We start from the raw sequence: 10,671 nt of genomic DNA on the forward strand, positions 1-10,671 counted from the left end.
TGAGGCGGCGCACGAGCGCTGCGAGGTGAGCTTCAACGGCAATCGCCTGTTGATCCAGCGTGGCCAGGTCGTAGGCTCTGCCCGTTCCCTTGGGGAGGCCTGTGGCATCTCCGAAGACAGTGCCCGCCGATCCCTGGATGCTTTCGAGCAGGAGGGGATGATCAGCCGCTCCAGCAAGCAGGGTACCCGTGGTTATACCCTGGTCACCCTGCTCAACTATGACCCTTACCAGCGCGGAGTTTCAGAACACATTGGCGCGGAGTTAGGCGCGGAGTTGCAACCCGCATCAAAGCAGGGGACGGAGGGGGTATCGCAATCTGATGGCGCGGAGTTAGGCGCGGAGTATCACGCCGAAGATCTAAACAAGATAAACAATAAAACAAACAAAGATCTTAAAGACTCTTCGTCGCAACTCGCTGACGCGACTTTCGACCAGCAGGGGGAGGGAACTGCCATCGAGGGGGTTGCCGCTCCCGAACCCAAGGTCCGGGTGATTCCCGAGGCTGCCATCCAAACCCCGAGCGGCAAGGCGTGGGGAACCGGTGATGACCTGATGACCGCGCAGTGGATGTTCCGGCGGGTGCAGTTGATCACCCCGACCGCCATTGAGCCGAACTGGGCGCAGTGGGCTAACGTGATCCGGCTGATGCGCGAGCTGGACCAGCGTAGCCACCGCGATATCTGCGAGCTGTATGACTGGGTGAGCCGGGATGCGTTCTGGTGTGCCAACGTGCTGTCGCCGCAGAAGCTGCGCCAGAAGTGGGACCAGCTGCAGGCCAAGCGCGGTAATCCATCTGGCGGCCACCAGCGCCCCCTGTCCAATCTGGCGCAAGCCCAACAGCAGGCCCAGGCCCTGCGAGCCGCGGGGGTCGATTATGACGACAACACTCCCCTCTAACGTGACCAGCCTGCCCGTGAATCAGGCCACTTTGCAGGTGAGCACCGGCATGTCGATGTTCCTGGCCGACGAGCTGCTGCCGTTGATGGCCGGATGCTGGCCCGCCAGTGCCAGCCAGTTGGATGCCAATGCCCGCGGCGTGGCCATGGCCTGGGGTGTTCAACTGCGCGGGTTCACCGCCCAGCAGATCCGCGAGGCAGTGTTAGAGCTGGCCGATGACGCTGGCCGCCAGTTCGCCCCGCGCCCGGCCGAGGTCAAGGCCACCATCCTGCAGCGCAATCCGGTACCGAAGTCTGCCCCTGTGGGCCGCCAGGTCTCTTTGCGAGCCTGCGAGATGCAGGCGGAGGCCCGTGTCTATGTGCGTGATCGCGAGGTGACCGATGAGGCGGTTCAGGTCGAATTGCTGCAGGTGCAGGCCGAACTGCGCCGCGAGGGTGTGACGATTACCGGGAGGATGGGGTGATGGCTGTGACGTTCAGTGAGGCTTGTGAGCGGGACATTCGCCGCGCCCGGTATGTGCGGGTGGCGGTGTACCCGGAGGTGAAGGACTGGTTGCCGGTGCAGGTGCGCCTTGAGGTGTCGGATTGCCCGCGGCAACTGGGGTTCACCTCGAAGGCCCACCGGGCCGGGCACTACCTGGTACAGGGTGCCGAACTGGCTGAGGTGATGAAGGCGGTGAACGCCCTGCGCGGCCAGCAACAGCGGCCCGCCACGCTGGAGATGATCCCATGCGCGATTTCATGAGGGGCACCCTGATGGTGGTGCTGGTGGGGTTAGCGGTGTATCTGGCCGCGAATGTGTCGATGGGGGTGAGGTGATGGAACTGATGATGCGGGGGGCAACCCCTTTGACGATGACCAGCGTGGAGATCGCCGAGCTGACCGGAAAGCGCCACGACAACGTGATGGCCGATATCCGCAAGATGCTGGTGGAAATTCAATCTCCTGAGAAGTCAGGCGATTACCAGGATGGCCGTGGTCGCACCCAGCCGTGCCTGTTGCTGGACAAGGACGAGACCCTTTGTCTGGTGGCCGGTTACAGCGCCCAGTTGCGGATCCGGATTATTCGCCGCTGGCAGGAGCTGGAGCAGCAAGCCCACCAGCCCGCGATGATGATCCCCCAGACCCTGCCGGAGGCACTGCGCCTTGCTGCCGAGCTGGCCGAGCAGAAGATGGCGCTGGAACAGAAGGTGGCGATGGATGCCCCGGCGGTGGAGTTCGCCAAGCAGATCGCCAGTGTGGAGAAGGGGATCACCTTGTCGGCGTTCGCCAAGACGGTGGGCCTTGGCCCCAATACCCTGTTCACTCTGCTGAGGGAACGCAAGATCTTGATGAGTTGCCGCGGGGAGCGCTGGAACCTGCCGATGCAGGAGTATGTGGACCGCGGGCTGTTCGCGACCCGGGAGAGCTCGTTTGACAGCAACGGCGAGCGGCGCATCAGCTTCACCCCCCTGATCACCGGCAAGGGCCAGCAGTGGCTGGTGGAGCGACTGATCCGTGACGGCATCCTGCGTGGGGTGGCGGCATGAGTCACAACCTGGCCCTGTTGCCATCGGCTGAACGGCAGCGCATCGAGTTGATCAAGCAGGCGCACCTGCTGGTGTGGCGCCGTCGCCGCAACGAGATCGGGCGTGAGGTCGTGGTGGCCGCCATCGATGAGGTGGATGAAGAGCACCGTGAGTGGTTTCGCCAACAGTTGAATGCGATCAGGGGGCAAGCGTGAGCGCAGGTAACGCCGTGTTTGTCGAAGCGCTGGGGCTGGCCCTGGTACCGCTGGGCGACAGCCTGCCGGCGGTGAGGCGTCAACTGGCTGGCAAGCCGGTGCGCCTGGTGCGCGATCAGGGGGCTGACCTGCTGGTCCAGTTCCCTGAGCTGGTGTCGGCCCTGGCCTGCGCCGCAGTGGTCAATGTCGCCGGTGGGGAGCTGCTGACCGCCAATGCCACGGCTTGCGTGATAGCCGATGGCTGCATCGGGGAAACCGTCACCGCAGAAGTGGATGGGGTGCATCTGCCTTTGTGCTGGCATCACGACAACGAGCACCGCAATGGGCAGTTACCGATCCGCCTCGCTGATGTGGCCGGGTGGCTGGCGCAGCTTGTACTGCAGCGGGTTGCTGGCTGGTGTGGGGTGGCCGCTGCTGACTTGACTGCCCGGGATCTGTGCTGGTGGGCGACCGTCTACAAGGTGCTGCCTTCATTGCCGGATCCGCTGCTGCGCTCTGCCTGTCGCCTGGCACCCATCGAACCGGATCGGAAGTGGTCGCCCCGCGGTAACCGGGAGACCGATGCCCGCTATCGTGATCATCGCCTTGAGGTGGCAGAGCGCGATCCGCTGGCCGATCTGCGGGCTCGCATCAATGCCAAACCGGCTATTCGTCAGATCGACCCAGAACCCGCAGCCCTCCACCTTGGCAGGCCCAAGCGCCAGCGCTGGGAGTGTGCAGCCTACCTGGCCTTTGTCCGGCAGTTGCCCTGTGTGGTGACGGGCCAGCGCGAGGGCATCGAGGCACACCATGTCGTGGGTCATGGGATGAGTGTGATGGGCAGTAAGGCGCACGATCTGATGGTGTTCCCGCTCGCCCACCAGCCACACATGGAGTTGCACCGGATCGGGTGGAAGGCCTGGGAGGCCCAGCACGGATCGCAGTTGGAGCACGTTATCAACACATTGGAGCTGGCATGCTCCCTGGGAGTGTTCAATGCCCAAAGCTGATTCATGGACAGTGACCCTGCCATGGCCCCCTTCAACCAACCGGATCTGGCGCAATGTGGCCGTGAGCGGCAAGCCCAGAACGTTGCTGAGCCAGGAGGGGAGGGTTTATCGCAAGGCCGCGACCGATGCCTGCCTGGCTGCCAAGCTGGCCGGTAAGCAGATTCCCGATCGGCTGGCCCTGCGGCTGGTGGTGCAGGCCCCTGACCGGCGAGCCCGGGATCTGGATAACACGGTGAAGGCGGTGCAAGACGCCCTGACCCACGCCGGGGTGTGGCTGGACGATAGCCAGATCGACCGGTTGCTGGTGGAGCGTGGGCCGGTAGTGAAAGGGGGAATGGTGTCGGTAACTGTGGAGGTGATGAGTGCGCTTTGAATATGCAATTACCGTAGGGGATCCGCGTTCTGTGATGCTGCAGGCCTATCAGGCCCAGTCAACGGGGCGTTCTCATTTGACAAAGAGTGATGTGATGACGGCATTGGGAATGGTTCAGAAGCACAATGGTGCCGGCATGGCGTTGGTGATGGCGCGTTACTGCAAAGACCTGGGGGATGCCAAGAAGGCCCTGCTGGCTGTGCAGGCTGAGTGCACCAAGATTGCTCCCCGCTATGTGGGGGCCAACAAGGAACGTGGCCATGGCATGACCTTGCGCCGGGTGGCCGAGTTGGCCCTGGAACACTACTGCCGCACAGTGGACACACCGGGCGCGGCCTGTCACCCGCAGTTCTGCAGGGGGAGGGGAGTGATCCGCGACCTGGAACTGAGCCGCCTGCACGGTAAGGCGATCGATAAGGTCTGCCCACGCTGCGGCGGTACCGGGCTGCGCCCCATACCGGGTACCCAAATCAGGCGAGCCATTGAGCCGCTGGCCGGTGGACTGACCCGCGGCCAATGGGAGCGGGGCTGGTATCCGCTCTATCTGGCGGTACTGGCGTGGTGCCACCAGCAGGAGAGCGAGGTGGCGGCGTTCTACAAACGGGTGACGGCGGCTTGAGATGTTTCCTGTCCACAGCGGGCTTTGCCAAGGAAGAAAGGGTTTGGTTTAACTGCTTAACTACATGATAATAGAGCACATTGAGTTCAAAACCCATTAAAAAGCGAAACCCCGAGAGGGACATAAAGTCTGTCTCGGGGCTCTAGGTAGATTGTTGGTGGCGCTTAGCAATGGCTAGAGGGGCCGCTCCAACTGCTCTATAATAGGAATGTATTGTATTTATGGCTGAAAGTAAAGCTTTATACTCATATTTGAACAATGGAGACGGTATCGAAAGGAGCCTGTCTTCTGACCGTTTTGCGCCCTACCTCAAGAGCGCAGGCTACAACAGAGAGTACGCTTTTAACATATATCTATACAATGCAAGGCTAGCAAAGGCCTTCTTGTTTCCACTCCATATACTGGAGGTTACTTTCAGAAACAGGGTAAGCGATCTGTTCACTGAAGAGTTTGGTCCCAAATGGCACACATCCCTAGCCTTCACTAGTCTTCTTAACCCACAAAGCCTTGCAGCTTTGAATAAAGCACAAGAGAGAGCTAAATCACAAGCATTACAAGACGTTGTTGCTGAATTGTCCTTCGATTTTTGGTCCAATTTGTTTAGAGACGATTACGACCGCGACTTGTGGCAGACGAGGATGGTCAAACTGTTGCCTAATCAGTCCGTGTCCAGAAAAGAGCTCCAAGTGGCAGTAAGGGACATCAACCGATTCCGAAATCGAATTGCCCATCACGAGCCGATTCATAAACTCAACCTGACCGTTATCCACAGAGATATTCTATGTGTCTTAGGATGGTTTTCGGTAGAAACCACTGATTGGGTAAGGCATTACTCTACAGCGCTTGGCATACTCCGCACTGCACCATCTGCGAACGGTGAGAGCAAACCACATTTTGCCGATCGTGCTGATAATGATTTCACTGTCGCTCCTCAGATAACCCCACTATCTAAACTCCCATCATCCAGATTTGTTGTGTGCCATGACGAGGAGCAGTCATTGATTGCCGTCGTAGAGCGCCAACACATTGCAAACTACCTTCTATCAAAGGTAGAGGGGGCAGATTTGATGCTTGAGATGAGTGCTCATCACCTAGTCGATGTCATCAATGCGCTTGATCTTAAAGGGAACTGCATAGAATGTGGGGCAAATGAAAGTTTGATAAAGGCAGGGGATTTACTTAAGCGTAAAGTCGAATACATCCTGGTGAATGAGCTCGCTGCTCTTAGGGGTGTTATTGCAAAGGCACATAGGCGGTATTAGAAAGAATGGTAGAGCAAAGGCTATGGATAGCGTATTGAAGGCACCAGCTCTGAAGATGGCTGGTTGGGGACTACTTCACGGACATTTCTTCGACCTGTACGACGTCGCCGAAGTGCTTGAGATGCCCAGTAGTCAGGCGGGCCAGCTAATGTGCTACTTGCGCACGCTGCATAATGTGGAGCTGGTGGCCGAGGTTCGTGTTGGGCTTAAGGAACCGGGAAGGGCCAACAAACGGATTTTCATCAAGGTGCTCAGCATACACCCCGAAGCTCCACCAAGCCCCAAGAAGATGCAGTCGGTGCCAAAGTCGGTGTCTCTTCAGCAACAGTTGACCAAGCTGGTCAAACTCATGCCTTCACCGCGGGGAGCTCGCTGATGCAGGTGGTGTAGCGGGGGCTGAGCTGCTCACGCTTCATCATCCACTCCCTGGTGTCCCGGCCACGAGCCGCGAAGTAGACCTTTCCCCACCTTCCCTGATTGATCTGGTCAATCACCTTCATCAATGCCTCGCTTCGGGGATCTTGCTGCCGGTCAGCGAACAAGTCTCCCTGGTGCATGCTGGCCGGGCTGAAGTCAGCCAGCATGACGCCCCCCTTCATATAGCGGACATCATCCCGCCAGATACGGCGCAGCAGCGGTTCAACCAGAGCAAGTAGATCTCGGGTGTCTGAGGTGGCTGTCTGCAGCTTGGCCGATATCTGGTTGCTGTAGTAGGTCTCCCGCTCCGAGAAGGGGCTGCTCCTTATAAAGAGGGTGATGTGGCGGCACCGTTGCCCCTCTGCACGCAGCTTCTCGGCGGCCCGCTCCATGTAGCCGGCCAGCGCCTCCCGCATGGGGCCAAACGCGGTGATGCGTTCACCAAAACTCCGGCTGCAGATAATCTGCTGTTTGGCCTGGGCCAGGGGCTCCAGGTCGGCACAGGGGATCCCTCGCAGTTCCTGCACGGTGCGCTCGACGACGACGCCATACTGTCGGCGCAGGCTCTTTGGGTCGGCCGCTACCAGATCCGCCACGGTGTTGATGCCTTGTTTGTTGAGCTTGGCTGTCAGTTTGCGCCCTATCCCCCAGACTTCCTCGACCGGGGTGATGGCCATCAGCTTGGCGCGGCGCCCCTCATCGCGCAGATCCACTACACCGCCGGTGGCGGGCCACTTCTTGGCGGCGTAGTTCGCCAGCTTGGCTAGTGTCTTGGTCGGCGCAATGCCCACTCCGACTGTGAGACCGGTCCACTGTTGCACTCGCTCGCGGATCTGGCGGCCATAGGCCAGCAGGTCACCGGCCCAGCTTTCGCTGAGCTCGACGAACGCTTCATCAATGCTGTAGACCTCGACGGTTGGGGCCATGCTCTCCAGGGTGGTCATCACCCGGTTCGACAGGTCGCCGTAGAGGGCGTAGTTGGAGCTGAACCAGATGCCCCCCTGCTCTTCATAGAGCTCGCGGATCTGGAAGTAGGGCACCCCCATCTTGACCCCCAACCGTTTGGCCTCTGCCGATCTGGCGACGACACAGCCATCGTTGTTGGAGAGCACCACGATCGGCACCCCCTTGAGGTCGGGGCGAAACAGCCGCTCGCAAGAGGCGTAGAAGTTGTTCACGTCGACCAGGGCAATGGCGGTTGGCATGGCTACCCTCGCCGGGTTTTGTGCAGAACGAAGGTGACGACGCCGAAGATATCGAGCTCCTGCCCTTCTTGCAGAATGATGGGGGAGAAATCCGGGTTGGATGGTAGTAGCGCGGGTGGGTCGGACTGCAAGATTTTGACGGTGAACTCGCCATCCAGGCAGGCGAGTACGATGTCGCCGTGGCGAGCTGTGATGGCGCGGTCGATGATCAACATGTCGCCGTCATTGATGCCTTCCCCGATCATGCTGTGGCCGCTGGCTCGCACATAGAAGGTGGCTGCCGGGTGGGAGACGCAATGTTGGTTGAGGTCGATGGTCTGTTCCACATAGTCCTGAGCCGGGGAGGGAAACCCACAGGCGGCAGGGGTGAGGAACAGAGGGAGCTCTATGATAGGTGCATCGGTTGCGTGGGGGATCATGATAATCATCACTGTATGAACATACAGTTATTTTATCCGAGGGATCCGGAAAGATCACTGGTCGGCGATCGGGTCTTGGCAGGGCGGGCTGTGCCGTGGCGAATTATGCTTGGCAGAGACTGACTTGGTGAGTTTGAGCTCTCATACGAAGGAGGGGCTGTGCATGTGCATCAACTACATCCCGACCACCAAGGCGGTGCTGGTGGAATACTTCGGGGTTGATGACCCTGGGTACGACTGGAAGGAGGAGGTGTGGCAGGACTACCAGGCCCCGATCCTGATCCAGCGAGATGGCCGGCGGCAGGCGCTGATCGCCAGTTATGGGATGGTGCCCTATCACTATTGCGAAAAATGGTGGTCAGGCATTAACCGCTAAGGAAGCAGCGTCAGTTATCACAATGGCAAAGAAGAATTACAAGTCCTTTATTGAAGGCATGAAGGGTAAGAATCCACCTGATCCTAGTCTGGCTTGATGCAGATAACTCCACTGCGGGGTTGCAGCAACAAAGAGCGTATACAGTGGGCGTTTGACAGTAACTAGCTAATTTGTGTAAATTGCGTCCTAATGATGGAAGACTGCACCCGAAAGGTTGCAGTCTTTTTTCTTTTCTGATTCCAAACCTCGGCTCTGCCGGGGTTTTTTCGTTTCTGGGGTGGATTCATGAATCAAGGACATGAGCAGATCGCTACCACTGTGGTCGGTGAAACTGCGAAATCTGCCCCTCCTGTAGCGGTGGTGAGTATGTCGTGGGCTGGTGTCTCTTTGAATGACTGGGTGCTGATCGCGACGCTTGTGTGGCTTTCGGTTCAGATCGGCTGGTTTATCTGGTCGAACATCATCAAGCCACGCGCCAAGCAGGTGGGGTAGGCATGACAAAAATGCGAATTGCCATAGCGGCGCTCACGCTCAGTGCTGCTGGCTTTGTGGGGATTCTGAATCGGGAGGGATGGGGGCCGGTGGCTTACCCCGACCCGGTACACGGGACCAAGCTGCCCACTATCGGATTTGGGAGCACCGAAGGGGTCAAGATGGGTGACACCATCACCCCAGTCGCCGCGGTGAACAGGAGCCTTCGAGAAGTGCGGGTTTTTGAGGATGCCCTCAAGGCCTGTATCAAAGTGCCACTCCACCAGTATGAGTTCGATGCCTATGTCGAGCTCTCCCACAATATCGGCCCCGGCGCCTTCTGCCGCTCCACCATCGTGAAGCGCCTGAACGCTGGAGACTACCCCGGGGCCTGCGAGGCGATCTTGCTATTCAAGCGTGCCGGCAATCAAGACTGCTCGGTACCGGGGAATCGGGTATGTCCCGGGCTCTGGAAAGACCGGCTGCGCCTCAATACGAAGTGCAAGGGGGAGTGATGGTGACAACTCCGCAGAGCAGGGCGTTGCCGTTCCTGGCCGGCACCCTGGTGATAGCCGCCCTGGCCGGTGGTGGGGTGGCGCTCTACTGGTCCGGCCAAGATGATGGGAAGGAAGGGGAGCGCAAGACCTGGCAGGCGAAGTGGGATGAAGAGGCGACCCGTCTGGCCACGGCAAGGACCAAGGCAGAGCTGGAGGCTCGGGAGGAAGAGCTGCGCCGCCAGGCAGAAATCGATGAGGTAAGAGAGCATGCACAAGAACAAATCGCCCAAGCACAAGCTGATGCCTATGCTGCTAGCCTTGAGTCTGGCCGGCTGCGCGAGCAAGCCCGCCGCCTGGCAGCCCGAGCAAGTCAGTGCGCCAGCAATCCCGGGGCTGCCCAAGGAGGCCCGGCAGCCGGACATCCTGCCATGGTGCTCGCCGACCTGCTCAGCCGGGCTGACGAAAGAGCGGGTGAGCTGGCAGCAGCGTATGACCGAGCTCGAGCGTCAGGACTAGCCTGCGAAAGAGCCTATCTCTCATTGACCCAACCCCGTTAACCCAACTACCGCAATACCCCACCCCCCGGTCAAAGGTACTCCCCCCAGCCCCCGTCCTCGACGGGTCGGACGGGGCGCGGTTTTTCACTACATATGAAACCCCAAGAAGTGAGGTTGTTGTTTTCATGTCAGAGCCATCAGACAAGGATCGCCCTGCGCCTGGCTGGCTGAAAAAATCCGACATGGCTGCAAGCCTGGGGATCTCGGTGCAAGCCTTTGATAAGTGGGGAGTTAAGCCAGTAAAAAAGATCGGGCGCAACGTTTACTTTGATGTGCGCTCGGTTGTGGATAACCGGATCGAGAACGCGATCCAAAAACACCAACCAACGGATCCTCAAGACATGGATGAGGATCAACTGGACTTCCAACGGTGGAGGCTCACCAAGGAGCAGGCCGACAAGGCCGAGCGCGAGAACCGGATCGCTGAGCGCCATCAGGTGCCGACCGAGTTTGCAACGTTCGCTTTGACGCGCATCGCCGCCAAGGTCAGCAGTCTGCTCGACACCGTTCCACTCACTATGCGCCGCCGTTATCCCGAATTGCAGACCAAGCACATCGAGGGGCTCCAGCGCGAACTGGTCATAGCCAGCAACGAGGCGGCCTCCCTGGGTGATCTGCTGCCGGAGTTACTGGATGAATATATCGACAGCACAAGTAAGTAGCCTGGCGGCTGCCGTCAACCTTGGGCTGTCAGCCCTGCTCAGGCCGCCGGTGCAGACCGCCGCCGAGTGGATGGATGACCATTACTACCTGCCGGTGGAGTCCTCCTATCAGGAGGGCCGCTGGAAGTCGCTGCCGTTCCAGGTGGCCATCATCAACGCGATGGCCAATGACGACATTCGAGAGGTCAATTTCGTCAAGTCGGC

Annotated in this window: 17 protein-coding genes and 1 pseudogene; 16 read left to right on the top strand and 2 right to left on the bottom strand. The window is 59.4% G+C overall.

What is annotated here, in order from left to right:
• The 10 genes from J9889_RS22265 to J9889_RS22310 form a co-directional block, all read left to right on the top strand.
• On the top strand, positions 1 to 898 hold an 898-nt coding region (locus J9889_RS22265; RefSeq protein WP_210558233.1), incomplete at its 5' end, for a hypothetical protein.
• Positions 876 to 1,361: a hypothetical protein gene (locus tag J9889_RS22270; protein ID WP_210558236.1), complete on the top strand. Its 486-nt coding sequence runs from the start codon at positions 876 to 878 to the stop codon at positions 1,359 to 1,361. The genes J9889_RS22265 and J9889_RS22270, both read left to right, overlap by 23 nt.
• Positions 1,362 to 1,366: 5 nt before the next feature.
• Positions 1,367 to 1,642: a hypothetical protein gene (locus J9889_RS22275; protein ID WP_210558238.1), complete on the top strand. Its 276-nt coding sequence runs from the start codon at positions 1,367 to 1,369 to the stop codon at positions 1,640 to 1,642.
• Between the two features lie 73 nt (positions 1,643 to 1,715).
• The gene (locus J9889_RS22280) at positions 1,716 to 2,426 is read left to right on the top strand and encodes a phage regulatory protein/antirepressor Ant (protein WP_041205556.1); all 711 of its coding nucleotides are present in this window, start codon (positions 1,716 to 1,718) and stop codon (positions 2,424 to 2,426) included.
• Entirely contained in the window at positions 2,423 to 2,620 is a 198-nt protein-coding gene (locus J9889_RS22285) for a DUF3283 family protein (RefSeq protein WP_005324004.1), read from the top strand. The genes J9889_RS22280 and J9889_RS22285 overlap by 4 nt, the downstream gene beginning before the upstream one ends.
• Positions 2,617 to 3,609, top strand: coding sequence for a DUF968 domain-containing protein (locus J9889_RS22290; protein ID WP_263719522.1), 993 nt, complete (start codon positions 2,617 to 2,619; stop codon positions 3,607 to 3,609). Before J9889_RS22285 ends, J9889_RS22290 begins: the two co-directional genes overlap by 4 nt.
• Positions 3,596 to 3,982: a RusA family crossover junction endodeoxyribonuclease gene (locus J9889_RS22295; RefSeq protein WP_235656002.1), complete on the top strand. Its 387-nt coding sequence runs from the start codon at positions 3,596 to 3,598 to the stop codon at positions 3,980 to 3,982. The genes J9889_RS22290 and J9889_RS22295 overlap by 14 nt, the downstream gene beginning before the upstream one ends.
• Positions 3,983 to 4,076: 94 nt before the next feature.
• Positions 4,077 to 4,601, top strand: a complete 525-nt coding sequence (locus tag J9889_RS22300) for an antitermination protein (RefSeq protein WP_235656003.1) — start codon at positions 4,077 to 4,079, stop codon at positions 4,599 to 4,601.
• A gap of 221 nt (positions 4,602 to 4,822) precedes the next feature.
• Positions 4,823 to 5,863, top strand: a complete 1,041-nt coding sequence (locus J9889_RS22305; RefSeq protein WP_210558240.1) for an Abi family protein — start codon at positions 4,823 to 4,825, stop codon at positions 5,861 to 5,863.
• 22 nt (positions 5,864 to 5,885) lie between these two features.
• On the top strand, positions 5,886 to 6,239 hold the full coding sequence (locus J9889_RS22310) for a hypothetical protein (protein WP_181951820.1): 354 nt from the start codon (positions 5,886 to 5,888) through the stop codon (positions 6,237 to 6,239).
• Here the strand turns inward: J9889_RS22310 and umuC are convergent.
• Together umuC and umuD are read right to left on the bottom strand one after the other, a co-directional pair.
• Positions 6,211 to 7,485, bottom strand: a complete 1,275-nt coding sequence (gene umuC, locus J9889_RS22315; protein WP_113724899.1) for a translesion error-prone DNA polymerase V subunit UmuC — start codon at positions 7,483 to 7,485, stop codon at positions 6,211 to 6,213. The genes J9889_RS22310 and umuC overlap by 29 nt on opposite strands.
• A gap of 2 nt (positions 7,486 to 7,487) precedes the next feature.
• Entirely contained in the window at positions 7,488 to 7,913 is a 426-nt protein-coding gene (umuD, locus tag J9889_RS22320) for a translesion error-prone DNA polymerase V autoproteolytic subunit (protein WP_216822135.1), read from the bottom strand.
• Positions 7,914 to 8,067: 154 nt separating this feature from the next.
• Here umuD and J9889_RS22325 point away from each other — a divergent pair, with 154 nt between their 5' ends.
• The 6 genes and pseudogenes from J9889_RS22325 to J9889_RS22350 all read left to right on the top strand — a co-directional run.
• Positions 8,068 to 8,280: a hypothetical protein gene (locus J9889_RS22325; protein ID WP_210558242.1), complete on the top strand. Its 213-nt coding sequence runs from the start codon at positions 8,068 to 8,070 to the stop codon at positions 8,278 to 8,280.
• A gap of 285 nt (positions 8,281 to 8,565) precedes the next feature.
• Positions 8,566 to 8,772: a hypothetical protein gene (locus J9889_RS22330; protein WP_033132437.1), complete on the top strand. Its 207-nt coding sequence runs from the start codon at positions 8,566 to 8,568 to the stop codon at positions 8,770 to 8,772.
• A gap of 2 nt (positions 8,773 to 8,774) precedes the next feature.
• Positions 8,775 to 9,266, top strand: a complete 492-nt coding sequence (locus tag J9889_RS22335; protein WP_041211162.1) for a lysozyme — start codon at positions 8,775 to 8,777, stop codon at positions 9,264 to 9,266.
• Entirely contained in the window at positions 9,266 to 9,805 is a 540-nt protein-coding gene (locus J9889_RS22340) for a DUF2514 family protein (protein WP_041211163.1), read from the top strand. The genes J9889_RS22335 and J9889_RS22340 overlap by 1 nt, the downstream gene beginning before the upstream one ends.
• A gap of 125 nt (positions 9,806 to 9,930) precedes the next feature.
• Positions 9,931 to 10,467 carry a terminase small subunit gene (locus tag J9889_RS22345; protein ID WP_041205565.1) on the top strand — a complete coding sequence of 179 codons (537 nt, stop codon included), beginning with the start codon at positions 9,931 to 9,933 and terminating at the stop codon, positions 10,465 to 10,467.
• Positions 10,439 to 10,671 (top strand): annotated as a pseudogene (locus J9889_RS22350) (phage terminase large subunit family protein); the annotation flags it as partial. The gene J9889_RS22345 and the pseudogene J9889_RS22350, both read left to right, overlap by 29 nt.

This window comes from Aeromonas sp. PrichA-15 (genome assembly GCF_017939245.1).
GTDB lineage: Bacteria > Pseudomonadota > Gammaproteobacteria > Enterobacterales > Aeromonadaceae > Aeromonas > Aeromonas caviae.

What these genes read in the sequence shown, in the direction of transcription:
- J9889_RS22270 (WP_210558236.1), top strand. Translation starts at nt 876, where the DNA reads ATGACGACAACACTCCCCTCTAACGTGACCAGCCTGCCCGTGAATCAG.
- J9889_RS22280 (WP_041205556.1), top strand. Translation starts at nt 1,716, where the DNA reads ATGGAACTGATGATGCGGGGGGCAACCCCTTTGACGATGACCAGCGTG.
- J9889_RS22285 (WP_005324004.1), top strand. Translation starts at nt 2,423, where the DNA reads ATGAGTCACAACCTGGCCCTGTTGCCATCGGCTGAACGGCAGCGCATC.
- J9889_RS22295 (WP_235656002.1), top strand. Translation starts at nt 3,596, where the DNA reads ATGCCCAAAGCTGATTCATGGACAGTGACCCTGCCATGGCCCCCTTCA.
- J9889_RS22300 (WP_235656003.1), top strand. Translation starts at nt 4,077, where the DNA reads ATGACGGCATTGGGAATGGTTCAGAAGCACAATGGTGCCGGCATGGCG.
- J9889_RS22305 (WP_210558240.1), top strand. Translation starts at nt 4,823, where the DNA reads ATGGCTGAAAGTAAAGCTTTATACTCATATTTGAACAATGGAGACGGT.
- J9889_RS22310 (WP_181951820.1), top strand. Translation starts at nt 5,886, where the DNA reads ATGGATAGCGTATTGAAGGCACCAGCTCTGAAGATGGCTGGTTGGGGA.
- umuC (WP_113724899.1), bottom strand. Translation starts at nt 7,485, where the DNA reads ATGCCAACCGCCATTGCCCTGGTCGACGTGAACAACTTCTACGCCTCT.
- umuD (WP_216822135.1), bottom strand. Translation starts at nt 7,913, where the DNA reads ATGATTATCATGATCCCCCACGCAACCGATGCACCTATCATAGAGCTC.
- J9889_RS22325 (WP_210558242.1), top strand. Translation starts at nt 8,068, where the DNA reads ATGTGCATCAACTACATCCCGACCACCAAGGCGGTGCTGGTGGAATAC.
- J9889_RS22330 (WP_033132437.1), top strand. Translation starts at nt 8,566, where the DNA reads ATGAATCAAGGACATGAGCAGATCGCTACCACTGTGGTCGGTGAAACT.
- J9889_RS22335 (WP_041211162.1), top strand. Translation starts at nt 8,775, where the DNA reads ATGACAAAAATGCGAATTGCCATAGCGGCGCTCACGCTCAGTGCTGCT.
- J9889_RS22340 (WP_041211163.1), top strand. Translation starts at nt 9,266, where the DNA reads ATGGTGACAACTCCGCAGAGCAGGGCGTTGCCGTTCCTGGCCGGCACC.
- J9889_RS22345 (WP_041205565.1), top strand. Translation starts at nt 9,931, where the DNA reads ATGTCAGAGCCATCAGACAAGGATCGCCCTGCGCCTGGCTGGCTGAAA.